Annotated in this window: 22 protein-coding genes and 1 pseudogene; 10 read left to right on the forward strand and 13 right to left on the reverse strand. The window is 46.9% G+C overall.

The window, feature by feature from the left end; translation table 11 throughout:
* The first annotated feature begins 26 nt into the window (after window positions 1-26).
* Window positions 27-824 (forward strand): hypothetical protein, encoded by a 798-nt coding sequence (locus OGM67_04670; protein UYJ35622.1) that lies wholly within the window; start codon window positions 27-29, stop codon window positions 822-824.
* A gap of 94 nt (window positions 825-918) precedes the next feature.
* Here the strand turns inward: OGM67_04670 and OGM67_04675 are convergent, their stop codons facing one another.
* On the reverse strand, window positions 919-1,926 hold the full coding sequence (locus OGM67_04675; protein UYJ35623.1) for a M23 family metallopeptidase: 1,008 nt from the start codon (window positions 1,924-1,926) through the stop codon (window positions 919-921).
* 146 nt (window positions 1,927-2,072) lie between these two features.
* Here OGM67_04675 and OGM67_04680 point away from each other — a divergent pair, with 146 nt between their 5' ends.
* The gene (locus OGM67_04680) at window positions 2,073-2,861 is read left to right on the forward strand and encodes a hypothetical protein (GenBank protein UYJ35624.1); all 789 of its coding nucleotides are present in this window, start codon (window positions 2,073-2,075) and stop codon (window positions 2,859-2,861) included.
* Window positions 2,862-2,952: 91 nt separating this feature from the next.
* Here the strand turns inward: OGM67_04680 and OGM67_04685 are convergent, their stop codons facing one another.
* Entirely contained in the window at window positions 2,953-3,933 is a 981-nt protein-coding gene (locus OGM67_04685) for a hypothetical protein (GenBank protein UYJ35625.1), read from the reverse strand.
* Window positions 3,934-4,230: 297 nt separating this feature from the next.
* Between OGM67_04685 and OGM67_04690 the strand changes: the two genes are divergently transcribed.
* Window positions 4,231-5,232 carry a hypothetical protein gene (locus OGM67_04690; GenBank protein UYJ35626.1) on the forward strand — a complete coding sequence of 334 codons (1,002 nt, stop codon included), beginning with the start codon at window positions 4,231-4,233 and terminating at the stop codon, window positions 5,230-5,232.
* A gap of 35 nt (window positions 5,233-5,267) precedes the next feature.
* Here OGM67_04690 and OGM67_04695 read toward each other — a convergent pair whose 3' ends face one another.
* Entirely contained in the window at window positions 5,268-5,660 is a 393-nt protein-coding gene (locus tag OGM67_04695; protein UYJ35627.1) for a hypothetical protein, read from the reverse strand.
* A gap of 205 nt (window positions 5,661-5,865) precedes the next feature.
* Here OGM67_04695 and OGM67_04700 point away from each other — a divergent pair, with 205 nt between their 5' ends.
* Window positions 5,866-6,690 (forward strand): hypothetical protein, encoded by an 825-nt coding sequence (locus OGM67_04700; protein ID UYJ35628.1) that lies wholly within the window; start codon window positions 5,866-5,868, stop codon window positions 6,688-6,690.
* 173 nt (window positions 6,691-6,863) lie between these two features.
* Here OGM67_04700 and OGM67_04705 read toward each other — a convergent pair whose 3' ends face one another.
* The gene (locus OGM67_04705; GenBank protein UYJ35629.1) at window positions 6,864-7,799 is read right to left on the reverse strand and encodes a M23 family metallopeptidase; all 936 of its coding nucleotides are present in this window, start codon (window positions 7,797-7,799) and stop codon (window positions 6,864-6,866) included.
* A gap of 142 nt (window positions 7,800-7,941) precedes the next feature.
* On the opposite strand from OGM67_04705, the gene OGM67_04710 reads away from it, so the two are divergent.
* Window positions 7,942-8,646 carry a hypothetical protein gene (locus tag OGM67_04710; GenBank protein UYJ35630.1) on the forward strand — a complete coding sequence of 235 codons (705 nt, stop codon included), beginning with the start codon at window positions 7,942-7,944 and terminating at the stop codon, window positions 8,644-8,646.
* 100 nt (window positions 8,647-8,746) lie between these two features.
* Here OGM67_04710 and OGM67_04715 read toward each other — a convergent pair whose 3' ends face one another.
* Complete coding sequence (locus OGM67_04715; protein ID UYJ35631.1) at window positions 8,747-9,775, reverse strand: M23 family metallopeptidase; 1,029 nt, start codon at window positions 9,773-9,775, stop codon at window positions 8,747-8,749.
* Between the two features lie 113 nt (window positions 9,776-9,888).
* On the reverse strand, window positions 9,889-10,878 hold the full coding sequence (locus OGM67_04720; protein UYJ35632.1) for an N-acetylmuramoyl-L-alanine amidase: 990 nt from the start codon (window positions 10,876-10,878) through the stop codon (window positions 9,889-9,891).
* Window positions 10,879-11,020: 142 nt separating this feature from the next.
* Between OGM67_04720 and OGM67_04725 the strand changes: the two genes are divergently transcribed.
* On the forward strand, window positions 11,021-11,479 hold the full coding sequence (locus tag OGM67_04725; protein UYJ35633.1) for a phage holin family protein: 459 nt from the start codon (window positions 11,021-11,023) through the stop codon (window positions 11,477-11,479).
* 135 nt (window positions 11,480-11,614) lie between these two features.
* Here the strand turns inward: OGM67_04725 and OGM67_04730 are convergent, their stop codons facing one another.
* Entirely contained in the window at window positions 11,615-13,342 is a 1,728-nt protein-coding gene (locus tag OGM67_04730) for a M23 family metallopeptidase (GenBank protein UYJ35634.1), read from the reverse strand.
* Between the two features lie 315 nt (window positions 13,343-13,657).
* Between OGM67_04730 and OGM67_04735 the strand changes: the two genes are divergently transcribed.
* Window positions 13,658-13,864 (forward strand): hypothetical protein, encoded by a 207-nt coding sequence (locus OGM67_04735; GenBank protein ID UYJ35635.1) that lies wholly within the window; start codon window positions 13,658-13,660, stop codon window positions 13,862-13,864.
* A gap of 47 nt (window positions 13,865-13,911) precedes the next feature.
* Window positions 13,912-14,166, forward strand: a complete 255-nt coding sequence (locus OGM67_04740; protein UYJ35636.1) for a CPCC family cysteine-rich protein — start codon at window positions 13,912-13,914, stop codon at window positions 14,164-14,166.
* 69 nt (window positions 14,167-14,235) lie between these two features.
* Here the strand turns inward: OGM67_04740 and OGM67_04745 are convergent, their stop codons facing one another.
* Together OGM67_04745 and OGM67_04750 are read right to left on the reverse strand one after the other, a co-directional pair.
* Window positions 14,236-16,542: a TraE family protein gene (locus OGM67_04745; protein ID UYJ35637.1), complete on the reverse strand. Its 2,307-nt coding sequence runs from the start codon at window positions 16,540-16,542 to the stop codon at window positions 14,236-14,238.
* A gap of 26 nt (window positions 16,543-16,568) precedes the next feature.
* A complete protein-coding gene (locus OGM67_04750; protein ID UYJ36193.1) occupies window positions 16,569-16,967 on the reverse strand; it encodes a PrgI family protein in 399 nt (132 codons plus the stop codon).
* Window positions 16,968-17,049: 82 nt separating this feature from the next.
* Here OGM67_04750 and OGM67_04755 point away from each other — a divergent pair, with 82 nt between their 5' ends.
* Together OGM67_04755 and OGM67_04760 are read left to right on the forward strand one after the other, a co-directional pair.
* Window positions 17,050-17,292, forward strand: coding sequence for a type II toxin-antitoxin system Phd/YefM family antitoxin (locus OGM67_04755; protein UYJ35638.1), 243 nt, complete (start codon window positions 17,050-17,052; stop codon window positions 17,290-17,292).
* Window positions 17,289-17,666 carry a type II toxin-antitoxin system death-on-curing family toxin gene (locus tag OGM67_04760; GenBank protein UYJ35639.1) on the forward strand — a complete coding sequence of 126 codons (378 nt, stop codon included), beginning with the start codon at window positions 17,289-17,291 and terminating at the stop codon, window positions 17,664-17,666. Before OGM67_04755 ends, OGM67_04760 begins: the two co-directional genes overlap by 4 nt.
* A gap of 37 nt (window positions 17,667-17,703) precedes the next feature.
* Here the strand turns inward: OGM67_04760 and OGM67_04765 are convergent, their stop codons facing one another.
* The 4 genes and pseudogenes from OGM67_04765 to OGM67_04780 all read right to left on the reverse strand — a co-directional run bounded on the left by OGM67_04765 (window position 17,704) and on the right by OGM67_04780 (window position 19,960).
* The gene (locus OGM67_04765; GenBank protein ID UYJ35640.1) at window positions 17,704-18,540 is read right to left on the reverse strand and encodes a hypothetical protein; all 837 of its coding nucleotides are present in this window, start codon (window positions 18,538-18,540) and stop codon (window positions 17,704-17,706) included.
* A 33-nt stretch (window positions 18,541-18,573) separates the two neighbouring features.
* Entirely contained in the window at window positions 18,574-18,894 is a 321-nt protein-coding gene (locus OGM67_04770; protein ID UYJ35641.1) for a hypothetical protein, read from the reverse strand.
* Window positions 18,891-19,760 (reverse strand): annotated as a pseudogene (locus tag OGM67_04775) (type IV secretory system conjugative DNA transfer family protein). The gene OGM67_04770 and the pseudogene OGM67_04775 overlap by 4 nt, the downstream one beginning before the upstream one ends.
* Before the next feature lie 41 nt (window positions 19,761-19,801).
* Window positions 19,802-19,960, reverse strand: coding sequence for a transposon-encoded TnpW family protein (locus OGM67_04780; GenBank protein UYJ35642.1), 159 nt, complete (start codon window positions 19,958-19,960; stop codon window positions 19,802-19,804).
* Window positions 19,961-20,069: the final 109 nt, after the last annotated feature.

The following is a 20,069-nucleotide window of genomic DNA, read 5'->3' on the forward strand; positions in this document are numbered from 1 at the left end:
AGAAAAATTCAAAGGAGGTATCTGTTATGAAGCATCCGATTACTAAAATTATTCTTCCGATTACCTTAAGTACTTTGCTTTTAACAGGCTGTCAATCGCCTTCCACATCGGGTTCATCGCCCAGCTTGTCTCAGCCTTCTACCGTAATCCCCTCTGCTACGGTCTCTCCTGTGCCAGATGAGCCTGCTTCGTCAACGCCTATGGTAGAAAATCCACAGGATACGGCATCCGAGGCAGAACCGTCCGAGGATATTATGCAAAAGGAAATAGATACGTCCGATTGGATGCCCGCTGATCCTTTCGACATTGACTTGGCAGAGATTGAAGACTTTCTGAATGATAGTAAGTTGTTGGGTATTTTAAGTGGGCGTAATACAAAAGTTATTTTGTCTGAATCCGATGAGTCCAGGCAGTATTTAAGGTGGGCTGTATCCCTCTGCTTAACACAGGCCGCTTCCGACAAAGGGCTTCCTTTGCAAACCAACGAAGATGGTGTGCCTTATTTTCCAATTTCCGATTTTGAAGAAGCCGCATATGAACTGTTTGGAATCCAATACGACTTTTCTTCTTTGGCTGAATCTGCATCTGACCGCGCCCCAGACGGGATGCTTTGTGTGACATGGGGCTATGAAAATTCATTGGCTGGAACCACTATCCAAGAGAACACCTTATTAAAGGGAAATGGAGAATATTCTGCTATCCTAGAAAATCAATTTTATAATCCGGGAGAGGATTCCACAGTTTATCTTGAGCAAATTGTATTCTCCCAAAATAATTCTTATCGGTTTTCACCTATTCGTATTTCGCAAGTTAAAAGTATATAGTAAAAAGCAGGTACAGCAACCAAATACCCACAAGGGAGTTTTGCTGTACCTGCCAATAAAGCTTTAGTAAGTAATTTTATATGTTACATGTCAATCAAGACCTATCAACATGATAAAACGGCAATGCATTGATGGGGTCTACCACCGGCAAAAGACTAATTGAAGTCCAGCCTTTCACACCGGGAGCCATTCGAGCATCGTTACCTACAAATAGGCCGAAATGCAGGTGCGGACCGGTAGACTTTCCCGTGTTTCCAATCGTACCGATGCGATCGCCTTTCTTCACCTGCTGGCCGGGAGTTAAAGTTGGAGCCGAAAGCAAATGCATATAAAGGGTACGCGCATATTGGCCCGACATATTCGTGGTAGGATTGCTATGATTAATAGCAATGCAGTTGCCCATAGTCCACATATTAGTACCGGAGTCCGGATGATTTGCATCTTGAACAAAAGAAACTACGCCATCCGCAAATGCATAGACACCATGGTCTGCATGCTTATCGCGGATATCAATTCCCAGATGCTGTCGTTCAGTGTCGGTTGCCTTGAGTCGGAAATCATCAGAAAGTTTCTTACAGTACGTGGGATATACATATTTGCCATAGGGGCCGAGGCCACCGCCTGTACCAGTGTTGCCACCCGCATTGGTTTTCTCGATTAGCTGCCATACCTGATTTGCACCGGTATTGCGCGCGGCCCACTTGACATTTGCGCCGCTTGCAGTACTTTCTGCCGTCAGGTACAGGTTATTATCCGCATCATTGCGGTAGCACTGGATTAGATAGAGGTTTCGGCTTGCATCAATCGTCTTAAAATTAATTTTAGAATCATTCTTATTGTCGCTCCAAGTATGGATATCACAGTTACCATAGTTAGAAGACCCCAGCCAGATATTCAAAGCGTAATCATAATTGATTGCGCTTTTGATTCGGGCAAAGCCGTTGTCGATATCGACTCGCCAAAGCTGGTCAAGAACATCCTGCTTGCTCCACACAATCACATTTCGATTCTGAGAAACCTGCGTATTGCCATAAACGCTTAAAGCAATACCGGTATTGTTTTGGGGGACAATCCAATAGATTTTGCCATTTTCATAGCCCATAGGTATACTTCCTTTCATTTTTGTTTTTTCACCTCGTCAGGTGCTTTTGTGAACGTTCACTAAGTAAAGAGAATATAATGCATCTTTTGTAAACCGATATTTTAGAAATATCAAGATTGCTATTTAGTATTTAAGGGGGTAAGATTATGAATTTTCAAAAAGCAGCATCTGTTCTTTTAAGTGCGTTAAGCGTCTGCTTCTTATCGAGTTGTGATATTTCATTAGAAGAGCCTGCTCCTTCTAGCAAGTCCCAAGACGGTTCAGTTCTTTCCAATAGCCACGAGGAAAGTACATTCACTACAGATTCAAGCATCTCTAAATCGGAAAGTTCTGCTCCATCAAGTCCTGTAGCAACAGACACCCCAGAACAATCCCCTATAGATACCACAAAGGAATATTCGGATCTTTCCTTTTTAACAACTGACCAACAAGAATTGTATCGGGTTGCTTATGATGCTAAAGATGGATTGTACGGTATGGGAGATAACCTTATGTATCTATGGGGCTATCGACCTGTTTTGGACGATAACGAAGCTGTCGTTTACATAGACGAAGACTATGTTTTATACGATGCTAATTTTTATGAATTTTCAAATCATATCCACCAAATTTTCACAGATAGTTTTCTTGCTAACTCCGACTATTCTGTAAAGTTCATTGATTACGATGGAGATGTTGCGGTCAACTACAGCCTCAAAAAAGATATGGTGTATGGTACAACCATTCAAGTTAATGAAGCCTTTCCCGACACGTATCGCTTGGTTTGCAGTTCAGAAAACAGCATTGATTTCACATTGATTTCCCACTATGATCGAAATGGATGGAATGGCCCAAATGATTCAATTGATGTTTACACTATCGAATATCCAATACGCATGATTAAATTGTCTGATGGTTGGCGTATTGATGAATTTCATACCACCATGTTCGGGTGACAAAATCAAGGGAGACTAGTCTCCCAGTCTCCCTCGATTCTTGTAGTTCTTCCTTTACATGAAGTTTGCCGTTATTGCAGCGCTTTTGACGTCAATGTTTAGATGGTGCTTTGCGGATTTTGGTAATTCCCAAAGATGTACCGTAGCAACTAAGATTCATGCCCGCTGCCAAAGATTTTCTCGTACCGTCTGCCGGATCAATAATGATGATATCTTCAAAACTGGAGCCGCTCGTATAATCAAATGCGAGCATCCAATGCCCCTTCCCACCGGGGCAATAGCAAATTGGCGGGATACCTGTATCAATGATAGATTTAATATATGCCACCGTTTCTGCATCCGTCGGGCGTTTTGCCACCTCCGTATCCAAAATAAAGCTCCAACCATTTTTCGTCAGCCATGTGTAACCTTTGTTGGAATTCCAGAGTTTGATGTTCCCATCGCTTGTGGTAACGTATCCATCAAAAGAGGTCACCGTATAATTTTCTCTGTCCCGATACGCCGCAGCCATAATGCCCGCCGTAACAGCACACCCATTGCCTTGGAACCAAGGTACCGGATGATTTTTCTGGCTCAGCCATACAGGGATAACAATTTTCCCGCTAGTGCTACCACCGCCGCTAGTCTGCGTAGTGCAAAGCTGCCATACCTGATTATCTGCACCAGATGCACTTTCCCACGTCAGAGAAGCACCGTTCGAATTGGATGCCGGAGTCAGGTACAGGTTGTGGTTGATCATCTTGATGCGGTACAGGTTGTTGGCTGCATCGACAGTCAGCAGATCAATCAGCGCATCTCTTTCGTTACCAGAAACCCGAAAGAAATCGCACACGCTGCTAGCCCCGCGGCCATAGATGTTCAGACCATACGCATTGTTGAGGTCAGAAAGCAGTTGGCAACCACCGCTAACCTGATGGATTTTAAGGCGTTGATCTGCTGCACCAGTTGCCGCATACAGCGTAGCTTTCTGGTGATCTGCAATGCTACCATTGCCATAGCGATTCAGCCAGAAACTGCTGTTGCCGCGATACGGACGGAAATAGTAAGAGTGCTCAAAAGTGTAAGCCATCATTTTTTCACTCCTTCATTGAATTTTGTTCTTGCACCTCGTCAGGTGCTTTTGTGAACGTTCATTAAGTAAAGAGAATGGGAACAGATTTTTGTAAACTAATATTAAAAAATCAACGCAAAATCTGTGATGTTACCGACCTTTTTCAGAATGCTATGCTTTCCCCTTCATACGCGCCTCCGAAGCTGTTCAAAGAATTTTCTATGTATTTTATATGAGGAATAAATACAAAGTGTGTCGTGCTACTGCTTTTTTAACTTGATGATAATAGGATTTCTTGCCTAAAAGGAGGGTTTACTTATGAAAAGACCAAAAGCACTCGCAATGATTTCAATTACATTAACTGCTTTTGTGATTTCTGGATGTGGTATCACCATAGCACAATCTTCTTCCAACTCGAGCGATTCTGAAAGTAGAGCACCTGCTTCAAACAGCCCCAAACAGAATGCTTCTGATTTGCCATCTACACCTCAAATTATTTCGACGCCTGAGTCTTCTGTTTTAAACAAAGCACTTAGTAATACATCGGAATCTTTTTGGCTCTTAGCCAATCATGAGCAGTATTTGACAGGCGTAGTAACTGATTGCCATTTTGAAACGTATCCGCAAAAATCATATATCTGTTTTACTTCAAACGGACAAGAATATCGGATAGAAGGTAGCTTAGGCCAAGGGGGTGAAGGTCTTTTACAATTTCATAATCAAGGCTCCTATTCTGGAAAAGATTCTGAGGAATGTCATTCCGGCTGGTATATAGTCGCCTATTTTGAAGATGATTTAACTACAGGGCAAACCACGATTACGCAGCCTAAAGACATTTTTCTTTCAGCTTCCGAGGATGTTTACAATCAAATTCCAAAAGTGGATTATTCATTATCTGTGTTGCATAAAAATTTTGATGATATCGATGACAAAAGAGTTTTTATCCCATCTGAAGCAATGCAGCGAGTTTCCGACTATGCTGGATTAAATGGTATGCAAAAGCAAAGCCTCTCCGCAGGCGTTTACATATATACCAATGGGCTGCACACATTATCTTTCCAAGGCCTTCATTATAACGATTATTATCATTTGGACCGGGAAACCGCCGCTAAGATATATTCAGATGACCCGACTTTATCTGTAAAGTATCGTGATACATCATTTCCTGGTGATGGTATTACATCACAACCATTTATCGAATATGAAATCATTGACAAGCATGGAGACAATACCGACTTTTACTATGTCACTATTAGTGGGGAAGTCTCTCCGCTTCAAACGCTTTACGATATGGACGATGGCGTTTTAATCAAAAAATAAGAAACGGGAACTGCCCGATGCAGTTCCCGTTCCCGTTATTCGCCAGCCATGTATCCGTACGGACGAATCGTAGTTAAAGGATTACACTGTGCCAGTTTCAGACGATATACGCCACCGAAACTTACAGCCGGTTCCAGCGTAATAACGGTATCCTTGTCCGCAGCGGAGTTCAGGTGCCAAACGATACAATTGGTATTTTCGGTGTTGTAATTCAGGGCATACCAACCGCCACCGCGCTGAAGAACAATTCGCACTTGGTTATCACTGCCATAGCGTTCGAGTGCCCAACGCTGATCGGGGTTGTTCGTGCGGGCGTACATGGTGACTTTTTCACCGTTGTTGACCACATTATTTTCATGGTCACCGTTCAGGTTTACATACTTGCCACCATTATAGATTTCATAATAGTGATTGTACTGAAAAGCCATTTTATATTCTCCTGTTCTTTTTATTTGTTCCTCGGCAGGAACCTGTTTGAACGTTCATTAAGTAAAGAGAATAGGAAACACTTTTTGTAAGCCAATATCTGTGATGTCACCAATCTTTTTCAGGATGCTACGCTTTCACCTGCATACTTGCCTCTGAAGCTGCCCAAAGGATTTTCTACGTATCCTATGTGAGGAATAAGTAACTATGAAGAAATCAATTTTGTTATTTATTGGTAGTATTATACTTTTCAGTCTTTGGAAGTGTGTATTTTTTCCGTCCAAGGATTCCACAAGTAGTTCTGAAAATTTTCCTATCCCATCATCATCTTCAGATACCACTTCCAAAGAGCCAAATGAATCCGATGCCGTTTTGAAATCCTCCAATTCCATGCGGGAGTCATTATCGTCCTCTTCGAGTACATCTGACGAACCCTTTTCGACAGATGAGTCAAACGATTATAAATCCGAAGAACTTATTGATACAACAGCACAGAAATTCTTTTCAGTTCCGGAAAATCTTGCTTATTTCAAAATATATCTTGAAATTCTTGCATCTTATGTGTATGAGCCCTGTGAGATGTCAGGTCTTGCAAGTCATCAGATTATAGACCCAGCCATCTTTATGTGTAGCCACAATTCGTTGATTATTGATAACTCGAATGGAATAATCACATTAAAAGAGTCGGATGTCGAAAATTGGGGAAAGAAACTTTTTGGCACTACAATCGACTTTAATCAGATTGATGAACAAAGGCCGTATGCCTTTTTTATGCAGTATGATAATGCGAATCACATAATTTCCGCACATTCTTTCTCCGATATTATCGCCGTCCGAGGCTATGGAGTAGATAGTGACAATGTTCAAATCCAAATAAATGGAACGACCATATATGTAATTGCTCCTATTTTAAAAATTGAAGATCGCGGTATTTGGGAAAATTACCACGTTTTGCGTTACACCTTTGAATTCCGAGACGCTGAAACAGATGCCCCATATTGTCTGCTTCAGAGCGTGGAATTATGTTCCTAAGATTGTGCTACGGGATCGTTCATTCGGGTTACTATTTGAGTTTTTCGCTTATAGAAAAACTCCTTCTGGAATTCTAACGCATAGCCAAAATTCCAGAAGGAGAAAGTTGTGGAACATTCTCAACAGAATTGAAATTGTTTTTTATCAATCTCAATGGTGTGTTTTATATCTTTTTAGTGCGTAATATAATTGAGCGGGTTCACCCAAATACCAGAATGATACAGTTCTTGAACAGTCGAGTTGTTGAAATAAGTCCCCGTTTTAACCTCAAAATGAAGATGAGATCCATCGCCATTGATAGCAACAACTTTACCAGTATTGCCAACATAGCCAATCAGATCGCCTTCCGCCACATATTGGTCGGCAGAAATCAAGCTAGTAGGCGCCTCGCGCAGATGGTAGTAACAGGTCATTCCGCAAGTGTTACCCTTGCTATCAAAATGTTCCAGAAAAACAGCATTGCCGATAGAGTCAACGGCAGCTTCGTTTGTGGATCCCTGCCAGCTATAGACGCGAATTACGCGCCCACTTGTTGCTGCATAAACAGGAGTACCCTTACTTGCAATATAGTCTACCCCGCGGTGCCCACCATCAACAAACTTCGTACTAATTCCGGAATAAGAAACAGGGCATCGCAGCGAGAGACCGTTGCCAGTTGCACTGCCGGGATTGGCACCAGGTTCCACGAAAGAGAAAATCTGATCATTATTGTTAGTAAAAGCCATCCACTTCAGAGAAGATCCCACAACAGTAAGGTACAGATTACGCTGTGCCAGTTTCAGACGATATACGCCACCGAAACTTACAGCCGGTTCCAGCGTAATAACGGTATCCTTGTCCGCAGCGGAGTTCAGGTGCCAAACGATACAATTGGTATTTTCGGTGTTGTAATTCAGGGCATACCAACCGCCACCGCGCTGAAGAACAATTCGCACCTGGTTATCACTGCCATAGCGTTCGAGTGCCCAACGCTGGTCGGGATTGTTCGTGCGGGCATACATGGTGACTTTTTCACCGTTGTTGACCACATTATTTTCGTGGTCACCATTCAGGTTTACGTACTTGCCGCCATTATAGATTTCATAGTAGTGATTGTACTGAAAAGCCATTTAATATTCTCCTATTCTTTTTTATTTGCTCCTCGTCAGGAACTTGTTTGAACGTTCATTAAGTAAAGAGCGTAGAAAGTACTTTTTGTAAACCAATATTTGGGAAAATCAAGATTGATATTCATGATTCAAGGAGATTAAGATGAAAAAATACTACGTTTTTTTATTTGGCATTATTTTCATTTTTATTTTTACTGGCTGTTCGTTCTTGTCTTTTAATTCTCCAATAAGTTATTCCGAATTTGATGTCGGTTCATCTTCTTCGGAGACGGATAACATAATACCACACGAGGAAGATTCCAGTTCTGATAATAATGATGTTTCTTCCGCCGAAAGCGCGCTTTCAGCAAATGAAGAAAAAGAACTTTTCCTGGATTATTGGAATGACACGCACTTCGGCAATATAGTCAATGTGCCCGATGATGGTGATTCGTTCCAACAATATGATTTTTGGTTGATCTCTTCGCTTTATTTACAGAAAAAATTTCCGGACAAAAAAGAATTTGACACAAATGGTAATGAATGCTATCCTACCGACTACTATTCCAATCTTTTACATTCTATGTTCGGTGATTCAATCGATTATAGTAACTATCTTCCAAAATCAGAAAACGGATTGACTCAAATTTGTGACGCATATGACTATGGGTATCTTTATGCTGAATTAGATTCAGATAGTATTTCGTTAGATGGTCAAACACTTTATTGCAATGCAAAAATGATATGGAAAGAACCTGGATACGTGGATGATTTAGGTGTTTTGAATTACACTTTTGCTATTCATCCAGAGAACCAATATAGTCGGTATTTACTTCTTTCTTTGAATGATTCCTCTATCACAAAGTGATTTTTTTGGAGTATATTAAAAAGAGACGTTTTGCTTAACCTCACCGGAGTTCAGCAAAACGTCTCTTTTCGCTATTGATTTTGTTGTGCAGTGTTATTCATTAGAGGCTATACTCAGGGAATGCATATACCGGGTTGAAATCCGGTAAGAACTTAATTTGAATCCAGCCTGTCTGGCCCGGTGCCAAAGAGCTCCCGTTGCCAACACTGATGCTAAAATGCAAATGATTTGCGCTAGAAACACCAGTTGTTCCAATGGTGCCAATGATCTGTCCTTTCTTAACAGTATCACCGGGGCGTACAGTCGGGTTTTCTGCCATATGCATATAAATAGATCTTGCGTATGCACCAGAACGATTGTCAGAATGACCATTAAATGGATTCACGTGATTGATTGCGATGCAGTTGCCCATGGATTCCATTGTGTTATCGTGACTAGTAGTGCCCGGCTTCCAACTGCCAGAGGAATTTTGTGTATATGCAACGATACCATCTGCAATTGCATATACATTATGATCCTGGGCAATATCACGAATATCCATTGCGGGGTGAGAATACGAATACGTTCTGCTATATTTCCGAGAAACGGTCGGATAAACATAGTCACCGTACGGGCCTACACCACCGCCACTATTGGTAGAATCGCCACCACTGGAACCACCGCTGGACTGTGATGCACAAAGCTGCCACACCTGGTTATCGGCGTTAGATGCCGTTTCCCAAGTCAGCCCTGCATTGTTCGCGTTAGATGCCGGAGTCAGATAAAGATTGTGCTTGATTAGTTTGATGCGATACAGGCTATTGGCAGCATCAACAGTTAGCAAATCAATCAGCGCGTCATCGAAATTGTTATACACAGGGAAGAAATCGCAAACGCTGCCTGCTTTACTACCATAGATGTTCAAGCCAAACATCTTCGTCTCATCTTTAAAATCCGTCGAAAGAGCCGAAATCAGCTGACACCCACCATCGACTTTGTGAACTTGAAGTCGCTGATCCGCAGCCCCCGTTGCCGTATAAAGCGTGGCTTTCTGATGGCTAGAGATAGCACCCTCACCATAGCGATTCAACCAATAATTGCTTTTGCCTCGATACGGGCGAAAATAGTAAAATCTTTCAAAAGTATACATGCTTTGTCACTCCTTTGATTGATTGGCATTCGCACCTCGTCAGGCGCTTTTTTGAACGTTCACTAAATAAAGAGCTTATGCAGAAGGTTTTGTAAACCAAGAACCGAAAACAATTAAAATCCATTAATGGCATTGGCCTTATCAACAAGTTCCTGAAGTTTGTTGGAAAGGTAGGGGCCGGGGCAGGCAGTAGCGGCATACATGCTGTGCCACGTCAAGTTTTCCCCTTTAACTAATTTGCCCAGACTGTTGCGGCGGGCGATATCTGCAACCAGCGTTACAAGAGTATTGAACGTCGTATCCGATACGGGCCAATCTGGAGCACCAGCGCTGTTAGAGGTTTCAATCGTTACTGCGCGGCAGTTTGCCTCCCAGTTACCGTTCGTCCAGGCCACATCATTCTCGTGGACATACTGGCCGATGCTGGTTTCAGAAACACCGTAGTGGGAAGACCCCTTTCGTCCTTCACGCTGCCACAGTGCGCCCAGCGCGTCAATGGTCAAAATGCTTGCGCAATGGTGAATTGTGATTTCAGAAATAGTCCCACCCTGTGCTTTGCGGTCTTTCGTGTAATTTCCTTCGTAAGCCGGAATAAATTTGGTTACCAGCTTCGAATCGGGAACATTAGAGACTTCTCCGCTATCACTGCCATCACTGCCGGTGCCAGGTTTCAAAATGGTGAACATCTGTTCTTCTTCGCCCGTATAGGCACTCCATTTTAGGGCAGTGCCAACAGCCGTCAGGTAAATGCTGCGGTCCCGCAGCATAAGATAATAAGTATTGGGGCGATTTTCTACCTCAACGGTAGTAATAACCGTGTCAGTATCATCCGCGGTATTCAGGTGCCAAACGATGCAATTGGTGTTTCGCGTATTATAGTTCAACGCGTACCAGCCTTCGCCCCGCTGCAAAACAATGCGGACATTGCCATTGCCTCCGAAATTTTCCAACGCCCAACGCTGATCAGGGTTGTTCGTGCGGTTGAAAAGGTTAACCGTTTCACCGTTTTTTACGGTACCATCCTCGTGATTGCCCAGGACGTTCACGTATTTACCCGTAGCTACGTTCTGAATCTCGTAGTAATGGTTAAATTCGTATGCCATTTTTATTCTCCTTTTTTCATCTTTTTGAGTGGCCACTCAAAAAGTAAAGAGAGCAAATACTGTAAAATGTAAATCGCGTTTACATTTTGCGGTATTTACTCTCTTTGAATAGTAAATGAGCAAAAGGAGAATCTATTGAGGTATGCAAACAGATTCTGTTGAAAAGGCTGCCGGTGTTGGTGCCATTGGCTTATGGGCTGCAATGCACGGCTGGCTTGGTTGGCTTGTTGTCTTGTATGCTGCCTGTATGATGCTGGATTGTCTGACCGGCACAGCACAAGCCATTAAAAATGGCGAATGGAGTTCCCATAAAGCCAGGCAAGGGTTGTGGCATAAAGGCGGAAGCATCATTATGGTTTTTGTCAGTGTCTTGACCGACATTTTGCTTGGATTAACGCTGAATCACATTTCAGGACTTACCCTTCCTTTTAATTATGACATGCTGCTTACGCCAATCGTCCTGTTTTGGTACATTGTATCCGAATTGGGGAGTATTCTGGAAAACGCAGAAAAGATGGGAGCATCGATTCCACCATTACTAAAAAACGCTATTGAGAAAATGCGTGACAGCGATAATGATAAACATAATACTTCCATATAAAATTCATATCATGAAGATGTTACAGACGTTGATTTTAAATGGGCGTAAACAAAAAATAGCCGCCCATCGGTCAGTGCGGACGGCTATTTTGCTTATTAGTGGATTCACTATTTCATCGATGTTTTTCTTTACAATTTACGTTCCGAAATAACTCATTGCGTCTGCCCTGCTTCCGTTTACATGTACCTCCAAGTGCAGATGGCTGCCTGTGGCTCGCCCAGTGTGGCCGACATAGCCGATGACCTGCCCGGCCTGCACTTGTTGGCCGGTGGTGACACAAATGCGGGAGCAGTGGGCGTACAGTGTTTCCAGCCCGCCGCCGTGGTCGATTTGAATGTAATAACCGTAGCTGCCGCCCCAACTGTCAAGACCGTTGGCAACGGTGACGATGCCATCTGCAGCGGCGAGGATCGGCGTACCCTCGGCGCAGGCAATGTCGGTGCCGGTGTGGGAGCTGACTTCGCCGGTAATGGGATCCACTCGGTGACCAAATTGAGAAGTAATCGTACCCGCCACTGGCAGCGGCCATTGCAGGGTGCCTGTCGGGATGCGGGTGCTGTCCGGGTTCATAAGTTTTCCCCCGCCCTGCTCAAAGCCGCCGAGCAATTCTGCCCACAGTTCCTCATACTGCGGGTCTTGTAAAAGTTGCAGATAGGTGTTCTGACGGGTGGTGAAATGATAATCTGCCGCCATCTCATCGGGTGTTTTGTGGGTCAGCTCAATAACAAGGACGGTTTCAGTTATCTCTGTGGTGGTCGGGTTTCCGTCCTCATCGGTGGTTTCTATTGTGGTAGTCTCCGGGTGGGTGGAACAATCCACCGCATTCATCGCCCACATAGTTTCCCGCAGTTTATCTACCTGCTCCTCTGTCAGTGCCGCAACGGGTGCGCCTTGTTCATTTCCTGAAACATACGAAGAAAAGACCGCCAGGACATCTTGCCAACGAATGTAGTACACGTCATCGTTGGCTGTAATGTCTTGGCGGTCATGCTGTACGGTGTCGGAGATTTCTTCCAGCCTGTCGCGGTATTCTGCTGTCAGTGTTTCTACTGCCTGTTGCACGGTAATTGTGTCGGTGTTGGGCGCATTGGCGGCAAAAAAGATGCCATAGGCCGAGCCGGACACAAAGGCCACAAGGCTGATGACAATAATAATGCTGAGTGCCACGCTAATCCCTGCAGCAATGGCCGCGACAAGACTGTGCAGGCCGACAAGAAAATGCCGTATTGCCGAGCGCACCGCCACAGCCGTCTTGCGGGTGCTGCTGGCGGCTTTCTGGATAGCAAGCTGCACTTGACGGGTACGGGTCTGCATTTGTGCTTGGGTTGTTATGCTCCACACAGTTTCATTTGCGGCGGTTCGCAGTTGGCGCTGACTTTGGGTCACACCGCGAATATCGCGCGGCACGGTCTTGGCGGTGACGGCTTTTTCTTTTGCTCGCTGGCGGGGCAAATCCGCCCCACGGCGCGAGCGCTGCTCTGCATCGGTCAGCGTGTCGTACCCAGCCTGTTTCGGGCTGACACCGCGCTCACTGGCGGTGTGGGCGCGGGTGGTTTCGGTTTGTTCTGCGGCATGGCGTTCTCGGTACTTTTCTATCTGCTTGCGGGCAAACTTGCGGCCCTGCTGTACGGTGAAATCGGTGTTTTGTTTGATAGCCGAATAGGATGTATCGGTTACCACCGTGCTGGTATCTTGCGCAGTGGTATAATCACCGTCTCCCTGCGTAGAAGTGCTTTCTCGCAGCATGGTTCGGCTTTTCTCCTTGGCCTCCGTCCACGCCTTTTTCAGCGCAGCTTTCGGGATTTCCCCGGTTGCATTGCTTCTCGGCATATGCGCGGTTGGCTTTTCTTTAATATCTTTCATGGCATCACCCCACGTCATAAATTATTCAAATTGAATTTCAAAATCGTTCAAACAGCTTTTAAATTCTACACACAAGTCGCCGCTATAATAAGTCTCGTAATCAAAACAAACGCGGGAAGCATCCCGCACACCACTGCGCCTTAGACCATGCCAGAGCAATCGCTCGGTCAAGGCCAGACAACAAATTAGGCTGCAAGGCCATTACATATAAAAACAATGCTGTATCTTCCAACTCTGGGCGATGCAGCATTTTCTTTGCAATTATAAAAAATGTCGTTATAATAAGAGTATAACTTTGAAACGCGAGGTTCACCCATGAATTTATATATCAGCGCCACCGAATATGATTGCCACACCCTGCTGAAAGCAGCCGAGATGGCAGGGCTTGCGGGGATCATCGGTTTTCATGAGGCCGGGGACGGCTATCTGGTGACCTTCCCGCAGAGGGAAAATGTTCAGGCTCTGATAGATGACTATAAGGGACGGCTGCGGGATTTGGAAAACAATATTTGGCAGCATTAAAATAGGTCTATAAATTTGCAAAATGAAAGGGGCGAACAAACTCCGTAATGAAAAAATATCCATGTCCTTGTTGTGGATTTCTTACCTACAATGTCCCGGCAGATGAAGATTGTGGGTATATTTGTCCCGTTTGCTTTTGGGAGAATGACCCGTTCATCACTTCTGATAACGAGCCAAGCGACTCCAATCATGGAACAACACTAAAAGAAGCAAAATCCAATTTCTTGCAATTCGGTGCTTGCGTAAAAGAAATGCTACGCTATGTTCGGCCACCGAGAGATGACGAAAAGGAAATATCATAGCGTCGTATTCCAGTTTGCAGCACCCCTTCGGACCGCTTCGGCGGTCCTTTATTTTTATATGTCATGGCTTTACTCCTTTTTCTCGGACGGGTTAGTCGACATCAATTTATATAGCTTAGTATTTTTGGGAAAAGAATTTGTAAAAGGCACGATATTTCCCGCGCAGCGAATCAGCCCGCAGCCTGCGGGGACATTGGTGACATAGCCCAGCTGGTTGTCGGAAATGTTCAGCAGCTTCGCCAGTTCCGCGCGGTCGGTGGCGCTCTGGTTCAGCATCACGAGAAACTCCGAGTTTGCCAGCATCAGGCGGGCGGTGTCGGAGCGCAGCAACTCATCCACATTCTGCGTCAACCCGGTCACAAGTCCGTTGTATTTGCGGATGCGTTTCCACAGCTTGTAGAAAAAATTCGCGCTGTACTCATAGCGGAACAAAATATAAAACTCATCGCAAAAAATCCACGTCCTGCGGCCTTTCTTCCAGTTCTGAATGACGCGGTTATAAATCGCATCCAGCGTCACCAGCATTCCCAGCGGCATAAGCTGCTCACCCAGTTCGCGGATGTCGTAGGCAATAATGCGCGCTTGCGTGTCCACATTAGTATGCCGGGCAAAGGTGTTCAGTGTGCCTGTAATGAACAACTCGGACGACAGTGCCAGCCCCTGTGCTTCGGGTTCCGGCTGCATTTGCAGCAGACGGTAAAAGTCCTGCAGCGTGGGCGGCGTGCCTTTGTAGCCGTTGCGGATGTAGGGCAGATACACCTGCTCGGTGCAGCGGCCGAGGATGGACTTTTCCTTCGCGGTCACCATGCCGTCACCAATCAGCTGCTCGAACAGCGACAGCACAAACTCCGACTTGCTGACGATAGGATTGCGCTCGTCACCGTAGGCACGGTCCATGTCCAGCGCGTTGATGTGGGTATCGGACGTAGCCGAAATGCGGATCACCTCGCCGCCAAGGGCTTCGGTCAGATAGCCGAACTCCGACTCCGGGTCGAGAATGAGAATGTCATCCTCGGTTGAAAGCGCGATCTGCACGATTTCTTCCTTGGCGCTCATGCTCTTGCCGGAGCCGGACACGCCCAAACGGAAGCTGTTACCGTTTAGCAGCAACCGCCGGTCCGCCACGATCATGTTCTTGCTGACGGCGTTCTGCCCATAGTACAGACCGTTCGGCTCCATGATTTCCTGTGCGCGGAACGGAATCAACACAGCGGTGCTTTCTGTGGTAAGGGTTCGCAGGGCTTGGATTTTCCGCAGCCCGTAAGGCAGCACCGTGTCCAGCCCGTCCTTCTGCTGCCAGCGCAGCGTGGAAAGCTGGCACAGGTGCTTGCGGGCTGTCGAGTAGAGCGTTTCGGTGTCGCTGTCGAGCTGCTCTTTGCTGTCGGCCAGATGCACCAGCGTCACCAGCCCGAACATCATGCGCTGGTCGCGGGTCGTCAGATCGTCCAGCATCTCCTTGGTTTCCTTGCGCTGCAACTCCATGTCGTAAGGAATCGTCGCGGTAAAATTGTTGTTGGCATTCTGGCGGCGCTGCCAGTTGGTGACGTTCGTCTCGATCCCTAACAGCGTGCTTTGCAGCTGGCGGGCGGCCTCGTCCGTTGGCACAGGCAGGATATCGATGGATAACATCAAGTCGCGGTCAAGGTCGCAGAGTTCCGACACAAAGCTGTCCTTGATGTAGCTCGCATAGTCCTGCAAATACAGCACCCGACCATAACGGGCATCCAGCTTGAAATGGTCGGCGGCAAACTCCATGCTGTCCGGGCAGAACCAATCTTTGAAATGCTGGCCGCGTTTGGCGTGTTCGTGGATGTTGAACTCTGCCGCAGCCTGTTCCCCGGCCTTGAAAAAGTCGCGGAAAATATGCAGGCGCTCATTCAGCGTCAGTTCGGTTGCCACCGAGGAAAGCTGTGCAAGGTGCGTCACCAAATCTGTACCCACACGGGAGAAGTAACTGCGGGCCTCATCCGCATTGCGCTTTACCACGCTGACGGTCAGGTAGCGTTCCCGCACGATGCTGTTGCTGGTGCCGGTCACTTGGGCGGTCAGCATCTGGTTGAATTCGTGGCGGTACTCGTCCAGCCCGTCATCCTTGTCGGGCAGCAGGACGCTGCGCTCGAACTCAGCCTTGTTGATGCGGCGGTTATAAATCGTGATTTTGGCTGACGCGCCGGAATCGAGAGCGTTCAGCAGTTCCGAGTAATCAAGGAACATACTGGTTTTGTCCTCTTTGCCGGCGATGGCGTAGTTGATGTCGGTAAACGACCACGTCTTGGAATACCGGTTGCCGACTTGGAAAATCCCATCCGCAAAGATGCGGCGGATGGGAATGGCATCCTGCACACTGCGCGGAATACGGAACTTTTCGCGTTCCATCTTCTGCGCTCTCGTCAGGGTCTTAATCAAACGGTTTCCTCGCTGTCATGGGTGTTTTTCTTCATAGGCTTGCCTCTCTTTCGTTTCATGCCCGCGCGGATGGCGGGCTGCATGGCTTCGTAATAATAACTGTCGGACTTGAACACAAGGAGTTTCGGGCAGAGGATTTCAGACTTGAACCACGCCCACAGCACCTGTTCGGCGGTCATGCCGTGATAGGTGAAGAACCCGCAGGCGGCAAACGGCGCAGCACCTAAAATGCACATCCAACCGATTTCCTCGGTGCCGACATACGGCTGCAAGGCAAAGTAGATGCCTACGGCCACGCCGACCGCCAGCACCGAGCAAATAAACTGCCGGGTGTTCAGCCCGAAAAAGATGTTTTCGTGGTAGTCGCGGACTTCTTTCGGTATTTTGATTTCTATACTGCATTCCTTCCTTCTTTAATAAATAGGTTGAATTTATCCTATAATTCGTGTATACTATACTCAAAGGAGGCGTTGAATTATGGTTATTAACACAGACAATCTTGTATCCATCACGGAGGCCAACCAGAATTTTTCCCGTGTAGCACGGATGGTTGATGAGAACGGCGCGGCGGTCATCTTAAAGAATAATGTCCCGCGTTATGTGCTAATGGAGTTCAGCCAAGTCGAGGACGAGCAACAGGCGAAAGACGAGGACATTCTCGAAATCTCCAAGCGTCTGATTGCCAAAAACAAGCAAGCCTATGAGGTACTTGCCAAATGAAAACGCTGAGCAAGGAACAGGTTTTAAGGCTGCATAATGCTCTGTTGGAGACATTTGGCGGTACTGCCGGCATCCGTGACGATGGTTTATTGGAATCTGCTTTGAATGCTCCTTTTGCTACATTCGGCGGGCAGTATCTATATCCATCCGTGCAGGCAAAGGCGGCACAGCTTGGATTTGGCTTAGTCTGCAATCACCCATTCGTGGATGGCAACAAGCGCATCGGCGCCCACGTTATGCTGGTTTTTCTGGCAATTAACGGAATTGAACTTGACTACACGCAGGAAGAACTGATTGACATTATTTTGCAAATTGCAAGCGGTCGTGCAAAGGCAGCGGATTTGCTGGAATGGATTCTCTATCATCAGGCGTAATATTTGCGGCGCACCATAATGGTGCGTCGCTTTTGCTTTACAACCCCATAATTTCTTTCACGATGCGGTCACAGCCCTTAATGGCTCCGACCAGCACCAGCAGGTTAAATGCCAACTCGCCAACATACGTCCACACTGCCGTCACCACAGATGCACCGGTATCCACGGCGGGCGGGCTGGACGAGATGGCGGAGAAAATAATACAGGACAAGGCAATCACCACGCCCTGCAAACAGACCCCTGCATAGCTGCGGATGAAGTTTTTGCCCACGCTGCTGGTGGGTTCACCCGCAAATGTGGACAACGGAATCGGCGCAATCGCGGCGTACATCCACAGGCTGAACATTCTGCCGTAAACGGTCAAAATCATGGTAAAAGACAGAACTGTTATCAGCAGCCCGCCGATCAATGTGACCGCCCACAGCGGAATGGAATCCCAAAAGCCCACGTTGTTGATGGCGTCGATCAACTCCTGCGGCAGCGATACGCTGCTCATCCCGGAGCTGCCCGATTGGGTAATAATGGTGGACACCATGCCCTGCACAATGGAAAACACCGCCAGCATTAACTCCAACCCATAGGTCACCGCGCCCTTGGCAAGCGCAAAGCGGATGAACAGTTTGAGGGCGTGTTCGGGCTTTTTCACTTCCACAAAGCTGCCGCAGGTTTTCATAACGCCCACGGCAAAGAAAAGCACCAACAGCCCATAGCCAATCGCCTGCAAAGCGCCGTGAATGCCGGTCATTACGTTCCAGACTTGCCCGCCTTTGAAGGTCTGCGGGCTTTCGGTCAGCAGCGACCATATTTCTGCCAGCTTGTCATTCCATGTGGAGAGTGCGACGTTTAAGTTGCTGACGATCCATGACTCACCCACAGGACATCACCGCCTTTCCTCTTGGTATGACCCTCACGCGGTAATGAGGTCGAGGATTTCTTTGGCGAACGTAATCACCAGCCCGCCGGCCAGCGTCAGGAAACCTTGGCTGCGCTGGCTGGGGTCGTGGCTCTGCAAAGACAGACCAACCTGCACGATGCCCCACCCCAGCAGGATAAGCCCCACCGCGCGGATCAGCGAAAAGATGAACGTGGAGAGATTTTCCACGACCACCAGCGGGTCACTGGCGGCAAAGGCGGGCATGGCAAAAACAACGCCGCACACCATGACGGCGTACAGCGCAAACAAATTGAGAGAAATTTTCACGGATTTTTTGTTATGATTCAGCTTCATTTGGGTCTCCTGATTCTTTGTATGGTAGGCTTCATTTCTGCGGGTTCGGCGGGCAGAAAGTCGTCCATATCCAGCAGTTCGTAATTTTCGGGTGCGCCGGGCAGATCGTCCCGCGCGTTGTCGGCAGCGGTGTAGTCGTAAGGGGCTGCGCCGCCGTCCTCGGTGTAGCGGATGTTCGGATGTTTGAGCAGATTATACTTGAAATCCACCACAGGGCGTTCTCCTCGGATGAACAGGATGCACTTGCCGTTGTCCAGTAACCGCACCTCGTCCGGGGTCATAAGATCACGCCCGGATTGCTGGTTATTGATGCTGTAACTGCCGCTGCGGCCTTTGCTTTGGTTGTAGCTGGTGGTGGAGATAGTCTCCTTGCCCAGCAGTTCCGAAACGTACTTGTGGGTTTCTTTCTCGGTGCCGCCAAGGTAGAGAAACTCATCGCACAGGCCAACCAGCGATTCCCAATCGTCCTTGTACATGGCCTTTAGCTGCGCCATGTTCTGCACGATGATGGAGCAGAAAATAGCGCGGGAACGCATGGTGGCAAGGGCAGACAAAAAGGTGTCTTTCGGCAAGGAAATGTTCGCGTACTCGTCCATAAGGCAATGCACCGGCACAGGCAGACGTCCTTTGTGTACGCGGTCCGCTTGACGGTACAGCGTCTGGATTAGCTGGGTATAAATCATACCGACCAGATAATTCAGCGACTTATCCGAGTCCGGGATGCAGCAGAACAGCGCGATTTTGCGCTCGCCCAATTCCTGCAAATGCAGTTCGTCCGTCATGGTCAGCTTGGCGATGGACGGCAGATTGAACGCGGCAAGGCGCACACCTACACTTACCAAAATCGACTTCGCCGTTTTGCCAGAGACGAAAAGTCAAGGACTTTTTCATCAAATTCACAAAGTAGTCACATTTTGCGGACTTCCTCACGGAGCAGACGCTTGATTTTGTCCTCCATCGTCTCTTTTGCGGTCTGGCTGAAATGGACACGGACGATATAGGTTGTCTTGCCGATCTGCTTTCTGACAGTAGGGCAAGGGGTGCTGTTGGTTGCGGTATTGTTCATTCAAAATCCTCCTGTAAATGAAAAATGCCCGGTGACTATTCATCATCGGGCGGTGTCGGTATAAGGGAAGAAGGCAAGGCGGCAACATTAAGGTATCTATAAAAACCTT

The organism is Oscillospiraceae bacterium (genome assembly GCA_025757985.1).
Lineage (GTDB): Bacteria > Bacillota > Clostridia > Oscillospirales > Ruminococcaceae > Gemmiger.